At 66.7% G+C, this 25,099-nt stretch carries 12 protein-coding genes and 3 tRNA genes; 6 read left to right on the top strand and 9 right to left on the bottom strand.

All coding sequences use genetic code 11. From position 1 onward, the window contains the following. From LK542_RS06185 to LK542_RS06150, 8 genes are all read right to left on the bottom strand, one after another. The coding region (locus tag LK542_RS06185; RefSeq protein WP_227811199.1) for a GTP-binding protein at positions 1-316 on the bottom strand (316 nt) is incomplete at its 3' end. Positions 317-402: 86 nt separating this feature from the next. Continuing rightward, positions 403-477: transfer RNA gene (locus LK542_RS06180), tRNA-Thr, on the bottom strand. A gap of 35 nt (positions 478-512) precedes the next feature. Then, positions 513-586 (bottom strand) — tRNA-Gly (locus LK542_RS06175). A 34-nt stretch (positions 587-620) separates the two neighbouring features. After that, positions 621-705: transfer RNA gene (locus LK542_RS06170), tRNA-Tyr, on the bottom strand. A gap of 264 nt (positions 706-969) precedes the next feature. Beyond that, positions 970-2,505, bottom strand: a complete 1,536-nt coding sequence (locus LK542_RS06165) for an HDOD domain-containing protein (RefSeq protein WP_374040120.1) — start codon at positions 2,503-2,505, stop codon at positions 970-972. A gap of 36 nt (positions 2,506-2,541) precedes the next feature. Next, positions 2,542-4,194, bottom strand: a complete 1,653-nt coding sequence (locus tag LK542_RS06160) for a response regulator (RefSeq protein WP_227811198.1) — start codon at positions 4,192-4,194, stop codon at positions 2,542-2,544. A 150-nt stretch (positions 4,195-4,344) separates the two neighbouring features. Beyond that, positions 4,345-5,334, bottom strand: a complete 990-nt coding sequence (locus tag LK542_RS06155; RefSeq protein ID WP_227811197.1) for a J domain-containing protein — start codon at positions 5,332-5,334, stop codon at positions 4,345-4,347. A gap of 90 nt (positions 5,335-5,424) precedes the next feature. After that, positions 5,425-6,573: a class I SAM-dependent methyltransferase gene (locus LK542_RS06150; RefSeq protein WP_227811196.1), complete on the bottom strand. Its 1,149-nt coding sequence runs from the start codon at positions 6,571-6,573 to the stop codon at positions 5,425-5,427. Between the two features lie 46 nt (positions 6,574-6,619). Here LK542_RS06150 and LK542_RS06145 point away from each other — a divergent pair, with 46 nt between their 5' ends. The 6 genes from LK542_RS06145 (at position 6,620) to LK542_RS06120 (ending at position 11,646) form a co-directional block, all read left to right on the top strand. Beyond that, positions 6,620-7,408 carry an SDR family oxidoreductase gene (locus LK542_RS06145; protein WP_227811195.1) on the top strand — a complete coding sequence of 263 codons (789 nt, stop codon included), beginning with the start codon at positions 6,620-6,622 and terminating at the stop codon, positions 7,406-7,408. Between the two features lie 10 nt (positions 7,409-7,418). Next, a complete protein-coding gene (locus LK542_RS06140) occupies positions 7,419-7,817 on the top strand; it encodes a dihydroneopterin aldolase (protein ID WP_227803200.1) in 399 nt (132 codons plus the stop codon). After that, positions 7,814-8,737: a tRNA 2-thiocytidine(32) synthetase TtcA gene (ttcA, locus tag LK542_RS06135; RefSeq protein WP_227803201.1), complete on the top strand. Its 924-nt coding sequence runs from the start codon at positions 7,814-7,816 to the stop codon at positions 8,735-8,737. The genes LK542_RS06140 and ttcA overlap by 4 nt, the downstream gene beginning before the upstream one ends. A gap of 98 nt (positions 8,738-8,835) precedes the next feature. Further along, positions 8,836-9,345 carry a histidine phosphatase family protein gene (locus LK542_RS06130; protein ID WP_227811194.1) on the top strand — a complete coding sequence of 170 codons (510 nt, stop codon included), beginning with the start codon at positions 8,836-8,838 and terminating at the stop codon, positions 9,343-9,345. Positions 9,346-9,469: 124 nt separating this feature from the next. Next, entirely contained in the window at positions 9,470-10,684 is a 1,215-nt protein-coding gene (locus tag LK542_RS06125; RefSeq protein WP_227811193.1) for a helix-turn-helix transcriptional regulator, read from the top strand. After that, the gene (locus tag LK542_RS06120; RefSeq protein ID WP_227811192.1) at positions 10,684-11,646 is read left to right on the top strand and encodes a GlcNAc-transferase family protein; all 963 of its coding nucleotides are present in this window, start codon (positions 10,684-10,686) and stop codon (positions 11,644-11,646) included. The genes LK542_RS06125 and LK542_RS06120 overlap by 1 nt, the downstream gene beginning before the upstream one ends. A gap of 78 nt (positions 11,647-11,724) precedes the next feature. Here the strand turns inward: LK542_RS06120 and LK542_RS06115 are convergent, their stop codons facing one another. Further along, on the bottom strand, positions 11,725-25,005 hold the full coding sequence (locus LK542_RS06115; protein WP_227811191.1) for a hypothetical protein: 13,281 nt from the start codon (positions 25,003-25,005) through the stop codon (positions 11,725-11,727). Between the last annotated feature and the right edge of the window lie 94 nt (positions 25,006-25,099).

Below are 25,099 nucleotides of genomic sequence, written 5' to 3'. Positions count from 1 at the left end.
ACACCAGGATCGCGCCGTCCATCTGCGCAGCACCGGTAATCATGTTCTTGATGTAGTCGGCGTGGCCTGGGCAGTCAACGTGCGCGTAGTGACGGTTCGCGGTTTCGTACTCGACGTGCGCGGTGTTGATGGTGATGCCGCGTGCTTTTTCTTCCGGAGCCGCGTCGATCTGGTCGTAGGCCTTGGCTTCGCCGCCGAACTTCTTCGACAGAACGGTTGCGATTGCAGCCGTCAGGGTGGTTTTGCCGTGGTCAACGTGACCGATGGTGCCGACGTTGACGTGCGGCTTGGTCCGTTCGAATTTTTCCTTTGCCATTTCAGACTCCTAAGATCTAACGATTTTTTTGAGAATTACCAGGCACACCTGACGGACGAGTGCTACGCGACTGCCGTACAAAATTCTGGTGCCCTTGACGTGGATTGAACACGTGGCCTCTCCCTTACCAAGGGAGTGCTCTACCACTGAGCTACAAGGGCTTATTTTTGCGGTTGAAAACTACACCGCACTTAACTGGAGCGGGTGAAGGGAATCGAACCCTCGTCGTAAGCTTGGAAGGCTTCTGCTCTACCATTGAGCTACACCCGCGAGGTACAAATTCAATTCCTTCGACTCTTCTTTTTGGTGGTGGGGGCTGGATTCGAACCAGCGTACTCAGAGAGGGCAGATTTACAGTCTGCTGCCTTTAACCACTCGGCCACCCCACCGCGAAGAACCGCAGAGTATGAAGCAAGCTCAACGTACTGTCAACTAAGTTTCGGCAGACTTTGTCCGCTTCGCATAGCAGCGTTGCTTCGGGGCGTGATTGTAACGGGCGGGATGCAAAACCACAAGGGTGATTTGCTGGGATTTATGGAGATCTGTTTTTCGTAGGGTGGGCGGGTCGCCCGCCCACGCGGTCGACGGTTGCCGGCAATGCCACGAACACTCAAATTTCGCCTATCACCGCGTGGGCGGGGAACCCGCCCACCCTACGGGGCAAGCGCTGCCAATACCTGACCCTTGAGGGCCTTGATGAGGGCGGTTTCATCTGGCGGGACGCCCTCTTCCGCGGTCGCGCTGCGGTCCGCATAGAACAGCCCCAGCTGCACCTTCCCCACCACCAGCGGCAGCACGATGAAGCTCTTCGCGTCCGGCAGCAGCTTGCGGTGCCACTCGGGCAGCAGGTCACGGATCTTGGGGCTGCCGGCGTCCGAGATCATCAGGTCGGCGTCGTTCTCCATCGCCAGGTGGAACAGGTCGCGGTGTGGGGCCAGCGGGAAGGCGAAGCCGGCCTGCAGGCGGGCGCTGTCTTCGCCCAGCGCCACGCGCGCCCGGTACTGACCGCTCTTCGCGTCCTTCAGGCACACGGTCGCGAAGCGGAACCCAAGCGCGCTGTACAGGGTCTCGAGCACGGCCAGCACCACGTCGTTGACCTTGCCCTGGCCGGAGGCGCGCAGCAGGGTCACGTCCTGCACGCCGGCCAGCAGCAGGTCGCGCGCGTTCTTCGGCTTGCCGCTCGGGTGGCTGCCCTCCTGCTCTTCCTCGCCGGCATCCAAGGTGGCCAGCAGCAAGACGTTCGGCAGGCCGCTGCCCTCATCCTTCGGCTCACTCTTGGGCGTCGGCTGCATGTTCATGCTCTCGAGCAGGCCGCGCATGCCTTCCTGCACCGAGGACATCAGGTCCAGCATGCGCTCCCGGTCGAGGTCGAGCGCTTCGCCGTAGCGCGCCAGCAGCGCCTGCGCTTCCAGCGAATTGGCGGGCTCGTGGGTCCGGCCCAGGAGGCGCGCCACGTCCAGGCCGAAGGAGGCCACCTGGCGCATCCATTCGCCGCGGTTGGCGGCCACCCGCACGCCGCCTGGCGGCAGCGCGGCCTGGGCGCGCACGATCAGGTCCGGGATCTTCCATTCGCCCAGCACCGCCTGCGACAGCGCGTCATAGCTGCAGCCCAGGATCATCTGCGAGGCCTGCCCCACCGTGTGCTTGCCGCCGGCGACCAGGGCGCTGATCTCGCGGTAGCGGTCGTGCTCGTGGCTGGCCACCAGCAGCGGCGCCACGTTCTTGAACAGCGCGCAGATCGCGGCTTCCTCGGCGCCCTGGAAAAAGCTGTGGCGCGCCATCTCGCGGCCGACCAGGCTGGCGCACAGGGAGGCTTCCAGTTCGACGCGCACGCTGGCGGCATGCTCGCTGCTGGCGAGGGCGTCGACCAGCAGCATCGCCAGCGCGGTGGTCTTCACGTTGTCGAAGCCGAGCAGCGAGATCGCGCGCGAGATCGTGGTCACCGGCGTGCTCGCCACGGGGCGGTACTGGATGGTGTTCGACAGGCGCAGGATGCGCTGGGTGAGCGCGGGGTCGGAGACCACGTAATAGGCCAGGTCGTGGGTGCCCTGGTCGTCGCTCGAGGCCATCTCGACCACGCGGGCAATCGAGGCGCCCAGGGCGAACATCTCTTCGTCGCCGCAGACCTTGTGCATCAGGGCCGCGCGCACGCGGCGGGTCGCGGTTTCCGGCGGAAACGAATTTGTCACTGCGTCAAGCATTGCGGCCATGGCCTTGTGTCTTTCTTATGCGGTCTTCCGGGCCGGCTTGAGCTGGCGCCCCTGCGCGTTGCGTTCGTATTTCTTCAGGATCTGGTGGTGCAGCGCCGACAGCGCGCCCAGCTTCGGGTTGCCCGGATCGAGCTTGCGCACATTGCCGATCAGGCCCACCACTTGCAGGCCGAGCTTGTCGTCCCAGCCGTCGTGCTCGAGGCAGCGCAGGGTCGCCAGCGCGGCATTGAAGGCCACCGACGGGTTGTTCGGCAGCTTGACCGCCGCTTCCTGCATCAGGCTGACGGCGCCCTTGTAGTCGCCGCTCTTGGCGCGGGCGGCGCCGTCGGCCACCAGGTCGACCACGTGCTGGCGGCTTTCCTGCGCCAGCGTGCGCGCCAGGTCGGGGAAGCCCGCCTGTTCCAGCACACCCATGGCCCTAGCCATGCCGGCGTCGTTCGAGACGTTGCGCATCACCTCGCGCACCAGCTCGGCACCGCCCTCTTCCATGTTGTTTTCCAGGCAGCTGCGCGCCAGCTCGAGCTTCAGGTCGCTCGAGAGCGAGGGCATGTCCTGGCAGGCTTCCAGCGCAGTGGCGAGCGATTCGTTGAGCCGGGTTTCGTTGCCCGTGTATTCATGCAGCAGGGCCGAGGAGATCGCGCTGCACAGGGCGGTGGCGGGACGCCCGCCCATCGAGCGGTCGAGGTCGCGGATGACCGACGCGGCCGCCACCGGATCGCCCTTCTTGACCAGGGTGCGCACCAGCTTGACGTGGTCTTCGGGGTCGCGGAATTCCGAATACTTGGCCTTGGCCACCACCTGCTTGAGCGCCTTTTCGGCGGCTTCCGTGTCGCCCGCCTCGAAGGCGGTCTCGCCCAGGGTGCGCAGGCGCCGCACGGCATGCGGCGACACCGCCACCGCCTCCGTGAGCACCGCCTGCGACTTTCCCAGGTCGCCCACCGCCGCATGGGTGCGCGCCAGCCAGTCGTAGGCGTCGACGAAGTTGCGGTTGTCGTCGACCAGCTCTTCCAGCATCCCTTTCGCATCCTCGTACTGCTTGCGCAGGAACAGGGTCTTGGCCAGGCCCAGGCGCGCCCAGGCGATGGTCTTGGCCTCGATGAGCTGGCGGTAGATCGGTTCGGCCTGGTCGGGCTCGCCCAGGAACACGTGCAGCTCGGCGCGCAGGCGCAGGAAGTCGACCGCGTAGCGCGGGTGCAGGCGCTCGCCCTCGATGCAGGCGTCGACCGCTTCGCGCTGGTCGCCCGCCTCCATCAGGGTGTAGACCGGCATGAAGGCGCTGCGCTTGTCGAGGGCGCGCGCGATGCGGTCCAGCAGGCGGTCGGCGGTGAAGGGTTTCAGGATGTAGTCGGTAGGCGCCAGCTCGGCGGCGCTGACCACCTTGCTGTGGTTGCCCTCCGCGGTGACCATGAAGAACATGGTCGACAGCGACATCAGCTTGTGGTGGCGCAGGTCCTCGAGCAGCTGCTGGCCATCCTGGCCACCCTCGAGGTCGTATTCGCACAGCACCATGTCGAAGCTGCGCAGGCCGAGGTGCTTGACCGCCAGGTTGGAGGAACTGGCGTGTTCGATACGCGTCAGGCCACACATGTTGAGCATGCTGTGGACATTGGCGCGCATGCCCGCGTGGGGCTCGATGATCAGGGCCGTGAGGCCTTCCAGTTCGTTCATGAAGTTCCGTAAGCCTGCGTTGGGCGTGGGGGCGGCCGCTGCATGGGCGGCCGTATGCACGGTCCAGTATATTACGGCAGGGAACTAAAATAGTTGAATTGGGTAAAGTCTCAGCGCAAAGATTGGTCGTTACGCGGAAAAAACCACAATTCAAGGACTGGAGCTGAAGGCGGCGGCCTGGCGCAGCGGGACGCGGCGCCCGTTCAGGCACTCGGTCTTGCCGTCGTTGACGACGATGTTCTGGTAGCGCACCTCGTATTTTCCAACGCTGAGCTTATCGATCAGGAAACTCGCGCGCGGCTGCACGTAGGCGTGGCGCACGTTCGAGCGGCGGTCGAGGTCGTAGAGCTTGACGAATACCGGCGAGGCATTGGCGCTGTTGTCGACCAGGACCTGCATCTCGTTGCCGGTATTGCCGACCGGGTAACCCGGCAGGTAGCCGGAGCTTTCCGGCCATGGGTCGCCGCTGGGGGCGACCAGGGTCTGCAGGTCGGTGCCGCAGTCGGGCGCGGAGGCCGGCACGACCAGCTGGGTCACGCCCAGGGCCTTGATCTGAGGAGGCTCCTTGCCCTCGCCGCCGGAGCGGCGCGCCCAGCCTTCGGTGCTGGCGTCGGCGCCCAGCTCGTCGGGGCGGTCGGTTGCCGGCACGTGGGCCGGGGCCGGATCCGCCTTGCCGACCCAGGCCAGCGCCGCCGGCAGTTTCGCGCGCGGCTGCTCGCCCAGGTACCAGGCCGCAGCCGCGCCGGCCACGAAGCAGGTCGCCAGACCCAGCCACCAGCGCGGGTCGCGCATCAGGCGCGGCCGGGGACGGGCCGTGGTTTCCGGGACGCGCGGTTCCCAGTTGTCGGGGCGGGAACGGTTGCCCGCCGCCGGATTGTCTTCGGCGCCGGTGCTTTCCAGCCACTCCACTTCCCACTCTTCCGAGGCGATCCACTCGTCGTGCTCCTTGCGGCGCACCGGGTCGGACAGGGTGTTGTACGCGGTATTGACGATCGCCATGATCCGGGCGGCCTTTTCATCGCCCGGGTTTTTGTCAGGATGGTATTTCTGGCTGAGGGCCTTGTACGCCGCACGAATGACTTCCGCCGGCGCGCCGCGCGCGACCTTCAGGTTGTCATAGTGGGTGTGGATTCTGGCCATGTTCTCGAGAATGCGCCTGTTCCGCCATGGGAACAAACCGGTGGTACAGCTTAGCCGGATTTGTGTCTCTAGCGCAAGATGTCAAAAATTCTACAGGCGGTGGGTCTTGTCCGCCCGCACGATTGCTTCCGGCAAGTCTACATCCCTGCCGACCACCAGCACCTTGAACAGTTCGCCCATCTCGGCCGGCGATACCAGCTTCTGCACCGCCTTCGATTGCGGCAGGAAGCGCAGCGTGTCCTCGGGGTCGGTTTCCATCAGGAGTTCGCCAATGCCGCAGGCCAGCAGGAAGGAGGACTGGTTCATGTACGCCAGCACTGGCAGCCCCGCTTCCTGCGAAGCCAGCGCCATTGCGGTGAAGTCGACGTGGGCGGTGATGTCCTGCAGGCCCGGCAGGTAGAAGGGATCCGGGTGCGCGTGGTGGCGGTAGTGGCACATCAGGGTGCCGCCCATGCGCTGGTCGAGGTAGTACTCGTGCGCCGGAAAACCGTAGTCGAACAGGAAAGCCGCGCCGCGTCCGCCCTCCATCATGCGCGCGAGCGAGGCCATGAAGCCTTCGGCCACCGGGTGGATCTCGGTGAGGTAGCCGTCCGGCAGGGAGTCGGCGTCCGGGATCTGGCGCGTCACCTGCGCCGCCAGCGCGTCGGGCAAGGGCTGCTGCACGAAAGCAAAGGCGCCGTTCTCCACGGTGACCATCTGGCGCATCCAGCGCCCGTCCTTGCGGATCACCAGTTCGACCGGCATCGCATCGAGCACCTCGTTGGCCAGCACCACGCCGCTGAAGCGCTCCGGCATGCCGTCCAGCCAGCGGACCTGCGGCAAATCCTTCAGCGCTTCCTGCTGGCGCGCGCGCAGCTCGCCCGAGAGTTCGATGATGGTGTACGAGTTCACCCCCACGCCCAGCCCGTCCAGCGCGCTGAGCACGTCGCGCGCCAGCTTGCCGGTGCCGGCGCCGAATTCGATGATGTCGGGCGCGCTTTGGGCGATAATAGCGGCTGCCGCGCGCGCCACGCTGGCCCCGAACAGGGGCGAGATTTCGGGCGCGGTGGTGAAATCGCCGCTCGCCCCGAGCTTGGAGGCGCCGCCGCTGTAATACCCGAGCCGCGGCGCATACAGCGCCAGTTCCATGAACCGTGAAAACGCCATCGCTCCGCCGAGCTGTTCGATCTCGGTGGCGATCAGTTGTTGCAGGGATTGGGACGCGGCAAGGGCGTCGGGAGCAGGTAGAGGCAGTGACATGCCCGCATTGTAGCGAAACGGAGCCAACACGAATGTGTTTAACGATATGACCGCTTCCACGACTGTACACAGGCTGGCGCTGGTCACCGGCGCAGGCCGCCGCCTGGGCCGCGCGATCGCGCTCGGCCTGGCATCCACCGGCTGGGACGTCGCCGTGCATTACCGCCATTCGGAGCGCGAAGCGCAAGAGACCGTCGAGGCCATCCACGCCCTCGGCCGGCGCGCCGCGCTGTTCCAGTGCGAGCTGCTGGACCAGGATGCGGTGCGCGCCCTGCCAGGTCGCGTGGCGGCGGAACTGGGCCTGATCAACTGCGTGGTCAACAATGCGTCGTTGTTTGAATACGACAGTGCGACCACGTTTTCGCCGGACCTGCTGGCCACCCACATGGGCGCCAATGTGACCGCGCCGCTGCTGCTGGCGCAAGCCCTGCATGCCGCCACGCCGGCGGGATCGCAGTCGGTGGTCATCAACCTGCTGGACCAGAAACTGTACAATCTCAACCCGGATTTTCTGTCGTACACGCTGTCGAAAGCGGCGCTGCACGCGGCCACCACGATGCTGGCCCAGGCGCTGGCGCCCCTGGTCCGCGTGGTCGGCGTGGCGCCCGGCATCACGATGGTGTCGGGCGAGCAGAGCGAGGAAGGCTTCGCCCAGGCGCACCGCATGACGCCGCTGGGCCGTTCCTCGACCCCGCAGGACATCGCCGACGCGGTGGTGTATGCCGCCGGCGCCCGCGCCCTGACCGGCACCACCCTGCTGGTCGATGGCGGCCAGCATTTGGCGCCATCCAACCGCGACGTGATGTTCCTGACCGAACCTACTAACCATTCATAAGGCCTTACCCATGTTATCCGCCCTGATTCACCCGAGCTTGCGCGACTGCCGCCGGCTGTTCCTGCGCAATTACGAAGTGATGATCAACATCGGCGTGCATGACTTCGAGAAGAAGGCGGAACAGCGTGTCCTGATCAACGTCGACTTGTACATCCCGCTCGAGCAGTCCACCCCGAAGGCCGACCAGCTGTCGGAAGTGGTCGACTACGACTTCATGCGCGAGACCATCGCCAAGCGCATCTCGAAGGGCCACATCCACCTGCAGGAAACCCTGTGCGACGACGTGGTCAAGGCGATGCTGACCCACCCGCGCGTGCGCGCCGCGCGCGTGTCGACCATGAAGCCGGACGTCTACCCCGATTGCGAAGGCGTGGGCGTCGAAGTGTTCCAAGTGAAGGAAGAAGCATGAGCGAAGCGGATCTCGACCAACTGAACCCGGACGCGAACGCCAAGAAACTCGAGAAAATCGCGTACGAGAACAACAAGCTGCACAAGCGCCTGTGCCGCCTGGTGGGCCAGGCCATCGGCGACTTCAACATGATCGAGGACGGCGACAAGGTGATGGTCTGCCTGTCCGGCGGCAAGGACAGCTACGCCCTGCTCGACATCCTGATGACCCTGCGCGAGCGTGCGCCGATCCACTTCGACATCGTCGCGGTCAACCTCGACCAGAAGCAGCCGAACTTCCCGGCCGAGGTGCTCCCGGCCTACCTCGAGAAGCTGGGCGTGCCCTTCCACATCGAGAACCAGGACACCTACAGCATCGTCAAGCGCCTGGTCCCGGAGGGTAAAACCACCTGCTCGCTGTGCTCGCGCCTGCGCCGCGGCATCCTGTACCGCGTGGCCGATGAACTGGGCTGCAACAAGATCGCCCTCGGCCACCACCGCGACGACATCCTCGAGACCTTCTTCCTGAATATGTTCTTCGGCGGGAAGCTGAAGGGCATGCCGGCCAAGCTGGTGTCGGACGACGGCAAGCACATGGTGATCCGCCCGCTGGCCTACGTAAAGGAAGCCGATACCGAGCGCTATGCGGAAGTAAAGGGCTTCCCGATCATCCCGTGCGACCTGTGCGGCTCGCAGGAAAACCTGCAGCGCAAGCAGATCAAGGCCATGCTGCGCGACTGGGAAAAGAAACATCCGGGGCGCGTGGAGAACGTGTTCTCCTCGCTGTCCACCGTGGTGCCGTCGCACCTGCAGGACCGGAATCTGTTCGGCTTCGTCGACCTCAAGACGGATGGCGTGCCGAACCCGCTGGGCGACATCGCCTTCGATGAAGAGCCATGCTCGACGCCGGCGGCGAATACCATCTCGCTCACCCAACTGTAGGGTGTTCGGCTTCGCCGACCACCTTACAACGGCAGCGTTAACAGAAAGGCAGGGGCATGCTACCCTGCCTTTTTTTCGTCCCTACCAAAGAGGATCCCATGAGCCTGCCCGCCCGCCTGTTCCGCTGCCTGTCCCTCAGCCTGGCCATCCTTGCACCCGGCGTGGCCCTGGCCGAGCCCAGCGCCATCTACCTGGTGCGCCATGGCGAAAAGGCGGCCGTGGGACAGGATCCGGAACTGACTCCGCAGGGCCAGGCGCGGGCGCAGGCGATCGCCACCATCCTGGCGCGCACCGGTATCACGAGCATCCATAGCACGCCGACCCAGCGCACCCGCCAGACCGCCCAGCCGCTGGCCCAGCGCCTTGGCTTGGACGTGCAGCTGTACGACCCGCGCGCGCCCAAGGCCCTGGTCGAGAAGGTGAAGGGCCTGTCCGGGCCGGTGCTAGTGGTCGGGCACTCGAACACCCTGCCGGAACTGGTGCGCCTGTTCGGCGGCGCGCCCGGCAGCGACATCGGCGACGAGGAATACGACCGCCTGTACCAGCTCACCCCCATGTCTGGCGGCGGGGTACGGACGGTCCTGTTCAGTACGCCTTCGGCTCCGTAACACGCTACTTCGGACTTGCCAGTATTGCCACGTTGAAATATTGTCGTGGCGAGGCGACAACCAGTAGTTCCAATGCAACTGCTCATCAGTTACGATGCATAGGAATTATTGAACGGAGTCCATTTTGAATCTCTCGCAAGCGCAGTTCGACCGCGCCGTCAACCTGATCTACGACACGCTCGACAACCGGGCGGCATGGCGCAACGTGCTCGAATGCGTGCACGAAGCTGTGGGTGGACGCGCCATCCACCTGCTCGCCTACGACGGCGAGCATGGCGCGTTGTCGTACAGCGAAGGCGCCGACATGGCGCCGCAGATCGACCTGGAGTACATTCAGAAATTCCAGTTCATCGATCCGCGCGTCGGGCTGCTGCGCACTCGATGGGACGACGAATGGCTGCATTGCCACGAGCACTTCGCCGAAGATTTCGTCGCCAACGACCCGTTCTACCAGGAGTTCCTGATCCCGCATGGCGCGCGCTACCTGACGGCCTGCAAGCTGGTCGAGAACAAGGAGGCGATCGTTCTGCTGGCCTGCCTGCGCCGGCCCGACGATGGGCCGATGCCGCCTGACGCCCTGGCCTTCCTGGACCGCCTGCGCCCGCACCTCCAGCGTGCGGCGCGCATGGGCCTGACCCAGTTCGTGTATTCGGCCCAGGCCCTGGTCGGTCACGCGCTGGTCGACAGGCTGCGCCAGCCGGTGATGCTGCTGACCACGGGCGGCGAGCTGGTGCTGGCCAACGAAGCGGCGCGCTGCCTGCTCGGCTCGACCAGCCTGGTGCAGGTGGTCGACAACCGCGTCGTGCTGCCCCAGGCCTACCGGCGCGCCTTTCTCGAACAATGTGCAGAACTCGAACACCAGGTGCGCAGCGGCGTCGGTTCCGCCGAAGCCAACGGCAAGGCCTTCCGCTCCCTGCACATGGCGAGCAGCCCGGGCGCGGCGCCCGACGTGCTGTACGGCTTCTTCACGATGCTGGTACCGGAGCGCACCATGGGCAGCTTCGGCCTGCGCCCGCTGGTCATGCTGTTCTTCTACCACCCGACCTCGGCCCAGGAAATCGACTCGGCGCTGCTCACGGCGGCCTTCGGCCTGTCGCATGCCGAAGGCCGCGTCGCTTCGCTGCTGGCCGACGGCATGCCGCTCAAGAACATCGCCGACACCCTGGGCGTGCAGTACGACACGGTGCGCAAGCAGCTGATGTCGATCTACCAGAAGACCTCCACCAACCGCCAGCCGGAACTGGTGCGCCTGTTGATGAACCTCCCCGCATCGGCCGTGCAGCGCGCGCTGAAGGCCGACGGCACCCCCTTCGGAAACCTCAGCGCTCCACCACGATAATGTCCCCTACCGCGCCGCCGACCATCTTCCTCAGCATCGCCTCCTACCTGGACCCGATGCTGTTCTTCACCCTGAACGACGCGGTGGCCAAGGCCACCCGGCCGGAGCTGATCTCGCTCGGCGTGGTCGACCAGCACGTCGAGGACCAGCGCGGCGCAATCGCCGCCCTGCCCTTCGCGCGCCAGGTGCGCTACGTGCACCTGCACCCGCAGGACACGCTGGGCGTGAGCTGGGCGCGCAGCACCGCCTTCTCGCTGTACGACGGCGAAGCCTTCCTGCTGCAGGTCGATTCGCATACCCTGTTCGAGCCGGGCTGGGACGAGCAGCTGCGAAAGCTGCATGCGCAACTCCGGGAACGCTCGGCCAAGCCGATCGTCAGCACCTATCCCTACCGCTTCGACATGGTCGATGGCGTCCCGCAGTACACCCCAAGCGAGGGCCGCACCGCGCTGGTGCTGCGCCCGCACCCGGAAAAGAACCTGGCGCCTGATGACGCCGTGCTGCGCTTCATGGCGCGCCACCTGTTCACCACCGAGCCGGTGATGGGCTGCCACATCTCGGCCGGCTTTCTGTTCGCGGCCGGCAGCTTTGTCGAGGAAGTGCCCTACGACCCCTACCTGTACTTCCACGGCGAGGAGCAGAGCCTGGCGGTGCGCGCCTTTACCCGCGGCTGGGACATCTTCCATCCGCTCACCACCCCGGTCTACCACCTGTACAAGACCGAGGGCACGCCCTACGAGAGCCACCATTGGCACGGCGAGGCGGATGCGAAACGCGCCTTCCAGTCGGCCTACCTGACCGAGCGCGCCAAGCAGCGCCTGAACCGGCTCCTGATGGGCGACGGCCTGCCCGGCGCCTATGGCCTGGGCAGCGCGCGCACCATGGCGCAGTATCGCGAGCTGAGCGGGATCGACTACGCCAACCAGACCATCAGCGACCCCTTCGGCGGACAGCTCTGCTGACCGCATCTCCGCCGCACGCATGAAAAAACGGCGCTGCAGCTTTCGCTGCAGCGCCGTTTTGCATGGCGCCGCGCCGACTCAACCCTGCGGTGTGCCCACCACCACGATGCCCTGGGCGTTCGGATCCAGCGTGACCCAGACCTGGTCCGTGATCTCGCTCGCTTCGCGCTGGCCGTTGCCGTTGGCGTCGTTCCAGACGTTGAGCGCCAGCTGCTCGACATTGACCAGGTAGTCGATCTGGTCCTGGGCCACCACCTTGAACTTGAAGCCCTCGGCATAGGCATGGGCATCCTCGCCGCTCATGCCGGCGGTGAGCACCTGGTAGGTAACGGCATTGCGCTGGGCCAGGGTGGCGACATTGATCTCGAGGACGTCGCCGGCCGGAAAACCGTCCGGCGTCGTTCCGAGGTTGGTGCCGCCGTCCACCCAGTTCAGCCCCTTGCCGACATTGATGTTGTCGCCATAGATGGTAGCGGCGACCACGTCGTTGCCGTCGCCGAGGCTGACCCAGGCGCCGCGCCCGTACTGGTTCATCAGCTGCAGCTCGCTGCTGCTCAAGCGATGCTCGACGATGACCCAGTCGTCGCCCTTGAAGCCGCTGGCCCAGGCGAAGTGCCACTGGTCCGCCAGCACCTGGCCGTTGACGTCCGTTGGCGCCCCCGGAGCGCTGACCTGCCTGCCCGAGACGTGGGTGCGGAACTGGATGTTGTGCAGGTAAGTCCCTTCGACGCCATCCACGATGCCGTTGCCGTTGGTGTCCGTCCACAGATGCACCGATACCTGTTCGACGTTGCGGATGTAGTCGACCTGGCTGCCGCTGACGATCTTCGCTTCATACCCGGCCGCATACGCATCGGCATCGGCTCCGGTAGACAGCGGCGTCAGCATGTTCGCCGTCACCGCGTCGGCCGCGGCCTGGTTCGGCACGTAGACGATCAGGGTGTCTTCGCCGGGACCGCTGCCGTAAGGCGAGCTGCCGGCATGCGGGCCGCCGTCCACGTGGTTGACGCCGTCGCCCATGATGAACTCGTCGCTGAAGCCGGTACCAAGCACCTTGTCGCCTCCGCCCAGCATCTGATAGGTGGCGCCGCGGCTGAATTCCGCCATTAGCGCCTTCACCCGCGACGACAGGTCGCCGGTGCCGACATCGTCGGCGGTCCGGGAGCCGGTCACGCTGGCGAAGAAGTCGATGCCCGACAGCGGACGGTTGTCGCTGCTGAGCGCCGGGTCCTGCCAACTGCGCTGGACCTCGCTGGCAACTGCTGCGAACTGGACCGTGGTGTGGCCATTGACGACGCCGATGCCGCCGCCGCCCTGTTCATTGTGCTGGTTGCCGTCTTCGAAGCGCCAGCCGATCGTTACGGACGACGACGGATTGGCGGCCTTGTTGGCGTAGGCGATGCCGTGCAGGGCGCGGTTGACGAGTCCCTGTGTGGCGCTCTCGTTGAATTCCATGCGCAGCTTGCCGGGCTCGACGAGCACAGTGCCGATCACGACGCCGCCAACCGACAGCTGGCCGCCGCTGGCGCTGACTTCGTCCACCAGCGAGAACACGTCGTCGGTGTTGCGGCCACCTTGGCGCTCGACGGTCAAGGAAGCGCCGCCGTAGTTGCCGCGCTCGGCCAGCTCGGCATCGTAGATCATCGCGTTGTGGTCGAGGACTGTCGGGATCGTTCCGTTGGCCTTGAGCGTGCCGCCCAGGGTGTCGAACTGGCCGGGCGCGAAGCTGGTGTCCAGGCTGCCGTCCGCATTCAGGCGGGCCAGCATCAGGCTGCTGTCGGCATTGGTGTTGAAGAAGGACGGGATCATCAGGACGATCTTGTCGCCGTCGAGCGCAACCGCGGTTGCGTAGTCGCGCATGCCCCGGATCGGCATGTGGAAGCGGCCGCCCTCGGCGAAACCGGTATCCAGGGAGCCGTCGGCATTGTAGCGGGTGACCGCCAGCTGTTGGTCATGTCCCGATTGTCCGACCACCACGATTTTCCCGTCGGGCTGGATCACCGTTGCGCGCGCGCTGTCGGGGATGGTGTCCGGCGCGAACACCTTGCCGTTGTTGCCGAAACCGCTGGCCAGATTGCCGCTGGCATCGAGCTTGACCAGGGCCACGTGCGGGATGCCGTTGGCGTCGGCGTTTCCGTTGTTGCTATGCCCCGTCAGCAGGATGGCGCCGCCCGGCAGGAGGTTGACTGCCGTGACGATATCGCCGCTGGTGGTCAGCGGAACCACGACCTTGCCGCCGTTGCCGAAGCTGGTATCGAGCGAACCATTCGCGTTCACCCGCACCACGGCAAAGTCGTTGGTGCTGCTGGAGCTGCCGCTGCGGGTGGCACCGGCCAGCACCAGCTTGCCGTCCGCCTGCAGCTGGGCGCCGAGCACCGAGTCGGCGTAGGGCGACAGTGTGATGACCAGCTTGCCGCTGTCGTTGAAACCGGTGTCCAGGCTGCCGTTCGCGTTCATGCGCACCACCCCGAAATCCTGAGAACTTCCGGCAAGCCCGGTGTTGCCGGCGATGATCAGCGCGCCGTCCGGTCCGACCAGCACAGTGTTCGGGACGAACATGCTGGTGAAGCCGACCACGCTGGCGCCGCCGGTGCCGAAGCTGGTGTCGAGGCTGCCGTCCGCGTGGTAGCGCATCGCCTTGAGGCCCATGCTTCCTTGTCCCTGCGTGCCGGTAACGACGATCAGCTTCCCGTCCGGCAGCACCTTCATCGTGAGGCCGAAGCCGCCGTTGGGGTCGGCCGCCAGCGGCACGAAGCCTGCGCCATTGCCGAAGCTGGTGTCGACCGTCCCGTCGGCGTTGTGACGCGCCAGGAAGGGGATGTAGTAATCGTCGTTCGCTTCCGGGTCGTAGGAACCCATGAAATACAGCTTGCCGTCGGGACCGAACTCCATATCCGCCGGCGTGAAATCCCACCCGTAGTCGACCACGGAGAAGCCTTGCGGCGGGGCGAAGCGCGGCGCGCTGTTCTGCTCCACGTCGATCAAGCGCGCAGGGGTCACCTCGGCGCCATGGTCGATGTTGCCGTCGCCATCGGCGTCGTTCCAGATGCCGACGTAGACCTGCTCGACGTTACGGATGTAGTTCACCTGGTCCGGGCCGTTCACCTTGTACTGGTAACCCTGGCCGAAGGCGGCGCCGTCCTCGCCGGTCATGGCGGAAGTCAGCTTGACGACCGCGACCGCATCAGCCTCGGCCTGGCTGCGCACGTGAATCTCCAGTACGTCGAAGTTCGGCGAACCATTGGGGCCGGTGCCGATGTCGGCGCCGCCGTCGAAGCGGTTGACGCCTTTGCCGAGATCGATGTTGTCGCCGTAGGCGGAGCCGGTGACGCGGTCGTTGCCGTCGCCGAGCTGGCCCCACATGCCGCGATCGTACTGGTCCATCAGGTTGCGGGTCGGCTGAGAGATGCTGGCGGCGTCGATCACGTCGTCGCCGGCGGTGCCGCGCGCCCACGCGAAATGATAGGAATCCGCCAGCGGCCTGCCGTCGATGTCCTGCGCGGCGTTGGCGGGATTGACCCGGACTTCGTCGATGCGGCTCTCGAGCGCAATCTGACGCGCATACGCCGTCTCGCCGCTGTCGCGCACGCCGTTGCCGTTGGCGTCGTTCCACACCGTGATGTTGACCGCCTCGATGTTCTTCAGGTAGTCGGTTTCCTGCGCCGATACCAGCTTCCAGCGGTAGCCCGCAGTATAGGCGGCGCCGTCGTCCCCGGTCATGGCGGAGGTGAGCGCGGTGGCCACCACGGCGCCCGCCTCCTGGCTGGTGCGCACGTAGACGTCGAGGATGTCCTCGGTCTTGCCGCCTTGCGGGTGGGTGCCGAGGTTGGCGCCGCCGTCGACGCGGTTGGCGCCGGGGCCGGCTGTGATGTTGTCGCCGTAGGCCGAACCGACGATGGTGTCGTCGCCGGCGCCGGTGTCGATGAACACGCCACGCTGGTACTGGTCCATTAGGGCCCTGGTCGCTTCCGGCACATCGGTGGCGACGTTAACGCTGTCATTGCGGGCCCAGGAGTCGATCCATGCGAAGTGGTAAGAGCCGGGCAGCGGCGCCTGGTTCGGAGCGATCGTGAATACTCGCGGCTGCAGTGCAATGTCGCGCTGGTAGGCAGTTTCGCTGACGTCGCGGATGCGATCGCCGTCGGCGTCGTTCCACTTCGAAACGACCACCCGCTCGATATTCTTGATGTAGTCGATTTCGGCGCCGTTGACGACCTTGGCTTCGTAGCCAGCGGTGAAGGCCGTGGCATCGTCCCCGCTCATGCCGGCAACCAGCTTGACCATCTTGACGGCGGCCGCCTCCGCCTCGTTCGCCACCCAGACCAGCAGCTGGTCCTTGCCGGCGCCGCCTTGCGGGTGGTTGCCGGCATTGGCGCCGCCATCGATGCGGTTGACGCCCGTACCCATCACGAACTCATCGCTGTAAGCGGTGCCGGTGACGGTGTCGCCGCCGCCGCCCATCTCGAAGAAGGCGCCACGCTGCTGGGTCGCCATCAGGGCCGCGGTCTGCGGCAGGAAGGCGCTCGCGCCATCGAAGGTCTCGGCGGCGCCGCTACCGTCCACGTTGGCCAGGTAGGCCAGCTGGGCGATGGGCTGGTTGAGAGTGGTCACGGCCGGATTGGCGGCCGAGGGCAATGCCTGCCACGTCACCAGGCCGATTTCCACGGTCGTCGTGCCGCTGGCGCCGAGCACACCGCCCAGGCCCTGGCCACCGGCATTGCCGTCGCTGAACTGCCAGTTCAGGGTCGCTCCAGTGGCCGCCGGATTGTCGTTGGCATAACCGATGCCGTGCAGTGCGCGGTTGACCAGTTCCTGGGTGGCGCTGTTGTTGAACACGATCGACAGGCGGCCGCCCTGCTGGCCGACCGTTCCAACCACGGTGCCGGCGACCGCCAGCTGGCCGTTGGCGAAGCTGACTTCGCCAACGCCCGCGTACAGGTCGTCGGCGTTGGCGCCGCCGCTGCGCTCGATCGTCAGCGTCGCGCCGCCGTAGTTGCCGCGCGCGGCCAGCTCGGCGTCGTAGATGGCCGCAGTGGTGTCGAGGGCGGTCCAGTTGTTGCCGTCCAGGCGGGTCACGCCGCCAAGCGAGGAGTGGCCGGCGCCGAAGCTGGTGTCGAAGCTGCCGTCGGCATTCAGGCGCAGCACCAGTGCGCTCGCCATCCCCTGCGTCGTGTCGTTGACGGCGCCAAACACCAGGATCTTGCCATCCTTGACCACCAGCGAGGCGTAGTCCGAGCCCATGCCGCGGCCCAGGAAGCGCACCTGGCCGCCGTTGCCGAAGGCGGCATCGAGGCTGCCGTCGGGACGGAAGCGGGTGATGGTGACGTCGCCGTTGGTGGAGGTGACGCCGCCGGTAATGCCGAGGGTCAGCACCGAGCCGTCATCCTGGGCGACGACGCGGAACACGTAGTCCTGGTTCGGCGTGCCCGGCACGCGCACCACGCCGTTGGTGCCGAAGCCGGTGTCCAGGCTGCCGTTCGCATTCAGGCGCATCAGCATGCCGTCGTAGGTGCTGCCCGGGCTGGTGGCGGTGCTGTTGACGTAGCCGCCCACCAGAATCTTCCCATTCGGCAGCAGCGCCATGCTGGTGCCGGTGTCCACCGCATCGACGCCGACCGCGGCGCGCAGGAACACCTTGCCGCCGGTGCCGAAGCTGGTGTCGTAGCTTCCGTCCGGATTCAGCCGCAGCGCGACCGCATCCTGGTTGAAGCTGCCCTGGGCGTAGCCGACGATGACCAGCTTGCCGTCCGGCTGGACGGCGGCGGCACGCGGCACCTCGGCATTGCCGGTACCGACCGTCAGCGTCAGCATGCCGTCGCCGCTGAAGCTGGTGTCGAGGCTGCCGTCAGCGTTCAGGCGTCCGACCACGGTCTGCAGGGTGCTGCCGGCATAGCCGACCACCCACAGCTTGTCGCCCGCCTCGATCACCTGGTAGGCCGCGGCGCGCGTGCTGCCGAAGTTCATCAGGGTCGCGCCGTTGGTGCCGAAGCTGGTGTCGATACTGCCGTCCTGGTTTACGCGCAGCACTTCGACCACGTTGCCGGGTACGGTCTGGTGGGCCACTAGCAGCTTGCCGCTGGCCAGCAACACCGGCTGGATCGCCGGGCCATAGGCGGTGTCGAGGAAGACGCGGCCGCTGCCGTTGCCGAAGCTGGTGTCGATGCTGCCGTCCGCATTGCTGCGCTCGAACACCAGGCGGTAGTTGTTGTTGGCGTCGGCCAGGTAGCCGAGCGCCATCAGTTTGCCGTCGCCCAGCACCACACCGCCAACATAGCCGTAGTCGGCGCCGCCGTCGCGCACCATGGCGCCTTGCGGCGCGCCGGCGAAGCTCGGGGCCGTGTTGGACACCAGGCCGACGCTGCGCGTGTAGCTGATTTCACGCGCCGGATCGGTGTCGCTCGAACCCCAGTCGCGCTGGCCGTCGCCGTCCTTGTCGGTCCAGACCATGACGTTGAGCTGCTCGATGTTCTTGATGTAGTCGGTCGACACCGCGCCGTTGACCACCTTGTAGCGGTAGCCGTCGTTCCAGGCGGCGGCATCGGCCCCCGTCATGCTGCTGGTCAGCGCGGTGATGGCCACTGCCTCTGCCTCGGCCTGACTGGCAACGTAGATCTCCAGCATGTCGAAGGCGCCGCCGCCGGCCGGGTGGGTGCCGCGGTTGTCGCCGCCATCGATGCGGTTGATGCCGGCGCCGGTGATGAAATTGTCGCCGTAGGCCGAGCCGGTCACGGTGTCGTTGCCGGCATGCGTCTCGACGAAGACGCCGCGCTGGTACTGGTCCATCAGGCCGCGGGTCGCGCTCGAAATGTCGGTGGCGGCAGTGAAGCTGTCGGCGCCGGCGCTGCCGTTGACCCAGGCCATGTGCATCGCGCCGGACAGCGGGTTGCCGGCGGCGTCCTTGGTCGGGTCGGTCGGGTGGCGGCCGATCTCGTTGACGCTGGCGGACAGGCGGATGTGACGCGCATGTGGCGCCTCGCCCGCATCCCGCATGTGGTCGCCGTCGGTGTCCGTCCAGATGAAGATGTTGACCGCCTCGACGTTCTTGACGTAATTGACGGCGGCGCCGTCGACCACCTTCCAGGTGTAGCCGTTCGCGAATGCCTGTGCATCGGCGCCGGTGGAGGCAGCGTCGAGCACGGTTGCCTGCACCGCATTGGCGCGGGCCTGGCTGTCGACGTAAATCTCGAGCACATCTTCCGGACGCTGGCCATTCGGGGTGCTGCCGCCGTTGGCGCGGCCGTCGATGTAGTTGGTGCCTGAACCGCCGATGAAGTTGTCGCCATAGGCGGAACCAGCCAGGGTGTCGTCGCCGGCGCCGCCATCGACCCAGATGCCGCGGCCCTGCTGGGCCATCAGCTGCTGGGTTGCACTCGACACGTTGGTCAGGGCGTCGAAACTGTCATTGCGCTCCCAGCCCTCGGCCGTCGCCAGGTGCCAGATGTCTTTCAGGGCGCGGCCGTCGGTGGCCTTGGTCGGATCGGTCGGGCTGACCGCGCTTTCGTAGACGCGCAAGGCGACGGGGATCTCGCGCACCCAGGTGAGTTCACTGCCCTCTTGCGTGTTGTTGCCGTTGGTGTCGGTCCAGCGGAAGATCTTGATCATCTCCACGTTCTTGACGTAGTCGATCTCGCTGCCAGCGACCACCTTCACCTCGTAGCCGGCGGCGAAGGCGTCGGCATCGGCGCCGCTCATGCCGGCCGTGAGCCGGGTAACGCTGACCGCGTTCGCAGCCGCCTGGTCGGCCACCACCACGTGCAGGGTGTCGCGGCCCGGGCTACTGCTGAACGGGTCGGTGCCGGCGTGGTCGCCGCCGTCGATACGGTTGATGCCGCTGCCGGCAAAGATATCGTCGCTGAATGCGGTCGCGATCAGCGTATCGTCGCCGGCGCCCAGGTTGAAGCGGGCCCCACGTCCGAGTTCGGCCATCAGGGTCCGCACCGACGCCGACAGCTGGGTGCCGCTGTCGAAGCTTTCGCTGCGCGCGCTGCCGCTGATGTAGGCAAGGAAGGGGTAGCTCGACAGCGCAGCGCCGTCGGTCGAATTGTCCGGCGTACTCAGGCTCCGCGCGATCTCGCGCACCGTGGTGCCGATCAGCACCTGGCTGGTGGCGGTGGCCGACAGCGCGCCGCCGAAGCCCTGGCTGCCGCTGTTGCCGTCGCTGAAGCTCCAGTCGATCGACACCGAGGCCGGCGGGTTGGCGTTGCCGTTGCTGTAGGCGATGCCGTGCAGCGCGCGGTTCACCAGGCCCTGGGTCGCGGCGGTGTTGAAGGACAGTGTGAGGGTGCCGCCGTTCTGGGTGACGGTACCGATCGCGGTTCCGCCGACGCTGAGGATGCCACCTGCGAAGCTGAGATCGCCCACGGCCCAGAACTGGTCGTCGCCGGATGCGCCACCCTGGCGCGCCAGCTTGAGCGATGCGCCGCCGTAGTTACCGCGGGCATGCAGTTCGGCGTCGTAGATCGCGCCATTGGTATCGAGCGCGACCGGCAGAATGCCGTTGGCCTGCACGCTGCCGCCGATTGAAGGAAGCGGGGACGGATAGAAACTGGTGTCGAGGCTGCCGTCGCCGTTCAGGCGCGCGATCAGCGGTTGGTAGGCATTGCTCCCGGCATTGGTCATGGTGGTGCCGAAGATGACGATCTTGCCATCGACGAGCACCAGGCTGCCCGGGTCGGCGCCGACGCCGATCCCGTGGCCCGGCACGCGGGTAGTGCCATTGGTGCCGAAGCTGGTGTCGAGCTGGCCGTTCGCCAGGTAGCGCATGACCATCAGTTCGCCGCCCACGCCTGCGCTGGACTGGGTGGCGCCGACGGTGCCGTAGGCGATGATCTTGCCATCCGGCTGCACGGCGATATGGGCGAATACGTCGTGGCCGTCGGTCAGGTGGGCCTTGACCACGCCGCCGCTGCCGAAGCCGGTATCGATGCTGCCGTTGGCGTTCAGGCGCAGCAGGAAGCCGTCGACGTCGTTGGCGGGCGAGCGCATGGTGCCGCCCAGCAGGATCTTGCCGTCCGGGAGCACCACCATCGAACGCGCATTGTCGGTGCCGATGCCGATCGCGCGCAGGAATACGCCGTTGTCGCCAAAACTCGTATCGAGGCTGCCGTTGCTGTTAAAGCGCAGCACGGCCGCATCGAGCGTGCCGTCAGCACCGCCCACGTAGCCCGACACGAGCAGCTTGTCGCCCTGCAGGGCCATGCTCGCCATGGTCGAGGCGACGTTCGCGAAACCGTACTGCAGCTTGCCGCCGGTGCCGAAGCTGGTGTCGAGCGAACCGTCGGTATTCAGGCGGGTCGCGACCATGAAGAAGGGGGCGACGCTGGCGTTGCCCCAGCCGGCGACGACCACCTTGCCGTCCGGCTGGACGAGGATCTCGGTGGGCAGGTCGGAGCCGGAATGGATATTCACGGTGGTCGAACCGCCGTCGCCGAAGCTGGCGTCCAGGCTGCCGTCGGCATTCACGCGCATGACACGGAAATCGAAGTTGCTGCCCGGGGTCGAGATCGCCAGCATGACCTTGCCGCCGGCCAGTTCGACCGGCGCCACGTTCGAGACGACGCCGCTGGTCGGCAGGACCACGCGGCCAGTGCCGCCGCCGAAACTGGTGTCGACGCTGCCGTCGGCATTGTGGCGCGCCAGGATCGTCTGCGACGGGCTGCCGTCGCCCTGCACGAGCTGGCGCATCGACAGCAGCTTGCCGTTGGCCAGCACGGTGGCGCCCGTCTGGATGTAATGGGCGCCGACGCCTTCGATCGCCACGCCGGCCGGGGCGCCCGCGAAACTGGGCGCCGTGTTGGCCTCCAGCGCGATGCCGCGCGCAAGCGTGAGCTCGTTGGCCGGATCGCTGGCCGGCAGGCCGTCGCGCTGGCCGTCGCCGTCCTTGTCGTTCCACAGCATCACGTTGACGTGTTCGACGTTCTTCAGGTAGTTGACCTCGGCCGTGGCGTTGGCCACCCTGAACTTGTAGCCGGCGTTGAAGGCGGCCAGGTCGGCGCCGGTCGACGCCGCGCTCAGGACCGTGACCGCGATCGCATCGGCTTCCGCCTGCGAGGCGACGAACATCTCGAGCACGTCGCGCGCCGCGCTGCCGCTTGCGGTGGCGCCCAGGTTGGCGCCGCCGTCGATGTAGTTGACCCCGCCGCCGCCGACGATGTTGTCGCCCCAGGCGCTGGCGACGATGGTGTCGTTGCCGGCGCCGCCGTCGATCCACGCACCCTTGCCGCGTGTCGCCATCTGCTGCGTGACCGCGGTCGACAGCAGGCCGCCGAGGTCGATGCTGTCGGCGCCGGCGGTACCGGTCACCCAGGCCAGGTGCTGGTAGCCGCCGATGTTCGGGTCGGTGGCCGCCGCTTCCTGCACCTGCACCGCCAGCGCGACGTCGCGCACCCAGGTGCTGCCGTTCAACACGATGGAGACGCGTTCGACGTTCTTGAGGTAGTCGATCTCGCTGCCGGCGACCACCTTGTGGGTATAACCGTCGGCGAAGGCCTGCGCGTCCGCGCCGCCCATGCCGGCGGTGAGCGAAGTCACCTGCACGGCATTCGCCGCGGCCTGGCTGGCCACGCTCACCTGCAGCACGTCGGCGGGCTGGCCGCCCCAGGTCGTGCTGCCGGCGTTCGCGCCGCCGTCGAAGTAGTTGGTGCCGCTGCCGAGGATGACGTGATCGCCGTAGCCGGAGCCAGTCACGCTGTCGTCGCCCGCGCCCATGTTGGCGTAGACGCCGCGGCCGTGCTGGGCCATCAGCGCCTTGGTCGCGTTGGAGACCGAGGCCGCGTCGAAGCTGTCGGCGCCGCCGGTGCCCTGGGCCCAGGCGAAGTGCGAGGCATTCGCGAGGTTGGCGCCGGCGGAGATCTCGCTCGTTTCCACGACCAGCGGGATCCACTTGCCGGCGCTGCTGCCGCTGACGTTGATGGCGATCGCTTCGATATTCTTCAGGTAGTCCTTCTGGCCGTTGCCATAGGTGACCATGAGGCTGTAGGCCGGGTCGTCCGACGCCACCACCTGTACCGCATCCATCGCGGCGATGGAGTCGACCGAGATCTCGAACACGTCCTTGCCGCCGGCATTCGCGCCGCCATCGATCTTCGCATTGCCGCTGCCGTTGCGGATGTTGTCGCCGTAGGCGGTGCCGGTGATGGTGTCGTTGCCGCTGCCGCCGTCGATCCAGACGCCCTTCTGCAGCTCGGCCATCTTGGCTTTCGCGCCGTTTGAAAGCAGGTCGGTGGCGTTGATGATGTCGCCCCCGGCGGTGCCGTTGACCCAGGCCAGGTGCATGTAGTTGCTCAGGCTGCCGGAGAGGTCGGCCTCGTGCACCGCGGTTTCGAGCGGAATGTCGCGCGCCCAGGTGCTGCCGCCGTTGCCGGTGGCGACCTGCACGCTGACGCGCTCGATGCCCTTGATGTAGTCGATCTCGTTGCCGGCCACCACCTTGTGCGTGTAGCCATTGGCGAAGGCCTGGGCGTCGACGCCGCTCGCTCCCGAATCCAGCTGGATCACCTGCACGGCTGCCGCCGCGCCCGCGTTGGCGACGATCACGTGCAGCACGTCCTGCGGCTTGCCGCCCCAGGGCGTGGTGCCGGCGTTGGCGCCACCGTCCGCGTAGTTGGTGCCGCTGCCGAGCGTGATGTCGTCGCCGTAGCCGGAACCGACCACGGTGTCGTTGCCCGCGCCCATATCGGCGTAGACGCCGCGGCCGTGGGTACCCATCAATGCCTTGGTCGCGTTCGAGACCGCGGCCGCGTCGAAGCTGTCGTCACGGTCGGTGCCCTGGGCCCAGGCATGGTGCATCGAGGTGGCCGGGTCGCCGTCGGCCGAGATCTCGTGCAGCTGCACGGCGAGCGGAATCCACTTGCCGGCGCCGCCGCTAGCAACGCTGACCACGATCGCTTCGATGTTTTTCAAATAGTCCTTCTGGGTGCCGGCGCCGTAGCTGACCATCCAGGTGTAGGCCGGATCGTCCGATGCCGTCACCTGCACCGCGTTCATGGCGGCGGTCGAGTCCACCGAGATCTCGAACACGTCCATGCCGCCGGCATTCGCGCCGCCGTCGATCTTCGCGTTGCCGCTGCCGTTGCGGATATTGTCGCCGTAGGCGGTGCCGGTGATGGTGTCGTTGCCGCTGCCGCCATCGATCCACACGCCCTGCTGGCCCTCGGCCATCTTGGCCTTCACGCCGTTCGAGAGCAGGTCGGCGGCGTTGATGCTGTCATCGTTCGCGGTGCCGCTGACCCAGGCCAGGTGCATGTAGTCGGCCAGGTTCGGGTCGCCCAGGTCGGCTTCGTGCACCACCGTCTCGAGCGCAATGTCGCGCGCCCAGGTGCTGCCGCCGCTGCCGTCGGCCACCTGCACGGTGACGCGCTCGATGCCCTTGATGTAGTCGATCTCGCTGCCGGCGACCACCTTGTGCGTGTAGCCGTTGGCGAAAGCCTGGGCGTCGACACCCGTCAGCCCGGTGCCCAGCTGGACCACCTGTACGGCCGCTGCAGCGCCCGCATTGGCGACGATCACGTGCAGCACGTCCTGCGGCTTGCCGCCCCAGGGCGTGGTGCCTGCGTTGGCGCCGCCGTCCGCGTAGTTGGTGCCGCTGCCCAGGGTGATGTCGTCGCCGAAGCCGGAGCCGACCACGGTGTCGTTGCCGGCGCCCATGTCGACGTAGACGCCCCGGCCATGCGTCGCCATCAGGTCGCGCGTCGCGCTCGTGACGTCGGCCTGCGCATCGAAGCTGTCGGCGCGGTCGGTGCCCTGGGCCCAGGCGAAGTGCATCGCGCCGGCCACGTCGGCGGAGGCGATCTCGCGCACGTCGACCGCCAGCAGGATGGTGCGCACGTAGGCGTTGTTGTCGTCGGCACGGAACACGTTGATCTGCTCGACGTTCTTCAGGTAGTCGGTCTCGGCGCCGTTGCTGACCTTGATGCGGTAGCCGGCGGCATAGGCCTCGCCGTCGGCGCCGGTTGCAGCGGCGGTGAGCTCGATCACCTGCAGTGCGGCGGCCGCGGCGGCGTCGGCAGCGAAGACGTTGAGCACGTCGCGCGCCTTGCTGCCGTCGGGCGTGGCGCCGGCGTTCGCCCCGCCGTCGATGAAGTTGGTGCCGGCGCCGGCATTGATGGTGTCGCCGAAGCCGGAGCCGATGACGGTGTCGTTACCGCCGCCCATCACGACCGAGATGCCGCGCCCGTAGGCCGCCATGCGGGTCTGGGTGGCGGTGCTGATATCGGCGGCGTCGAAGGTTTCGTCGGCGCCGGTGCCGTTCACCAGCACGAAGAAATACTGGGTCGCCAGGAGCGAGCCCCATGCGGTCTTGGTCGGGTCGGTCGAATCGACCGGAATCTCATTCTTGTTGACGGTGTTGGAAGTGGCCATTGTGTTGTCCTTGATGCGTCCGTGTCGGTTTGTCGGGTGCGGGCCTTCAAGCGGCTAACAAAACCCCCAGGGCAAGGCGCATCGTTGAAGGCAG

It is taken from the genome of Massilia sp. IC2-477 (assembly GCF_020707265.1).
Lineage (GTDB): Bacteria > Pseudomonadota > Gammaproteobacteria > Burkholderiales > Burkholderiaceae_D > Telluria.
The sequence above is the reverse complement of the archived record's forward strand: the minus strand, read 5'-3'. Positions and strand labels throughout refer to the sequence as shown.

Coding starts and splice junctions, on each gene's coding strand:
- ttcA (WP_227803201.1), top strand. CDS start 7,814: ATGAGCGAAGCGGATCTCGACCAACTGAACCCGGACGCGAACGCCAAG.
- LK542_RS06140 (WP_227803200.1), top strand. CDS start 7,419: ATGTTATCCGCCCTGATTCACCCGAGCTTGCGCGACTGCCGCCGGCTG.
- LK542_RS06120 (WP_227811192.1), top strand. CDS start 10,684: ATGTCCCCTACCGCGCCGCCGACCATCTTCCTCAGCATCGCCTCCTAC.
- LK542_RS06145 (WP_227811195.1), top strand. CDS start 6,620: ATGACCGCTTCCACGACTGTACACAGGCTGGCGCTGGTCACCGGCGCA.
- LK542_RS06155 (WP_227811197.1), bottom strand. CDS start 5,334: ATGGCCAGAATCCACACCCACTATGACAACCTGAAGGTCGCGCGCGGC.
- LK542_RS06160 (WP_227811198.1), bottom strand. CDS start 4,194: ATGAACGAACTGGAAGGCCTCACGGCCCTGATCATCGAGCCCCACGCG.
- LK542_RS06115 (WP_227811191.1), bottom strand. CDS start 25,005: ATGGCCACTTCCAACACCGTCAACAAGAATGAGATTCCGGTCGATTCG.
- LK542_RS06130 (WP_227811194.1), top strand. CDS start 8,836: ATGAGCCTGCCCGCCCGCCTGTTCCGCTGCCTGTCCCTCAGCCTGGCC.
- LK542_RS06150 (WP_227811196.1), bottom strand. CDS start 6,573: ATGTCACTGCCTCTACCTGCTCCCGACGCCCTTGCCGCGTCCCAATCC.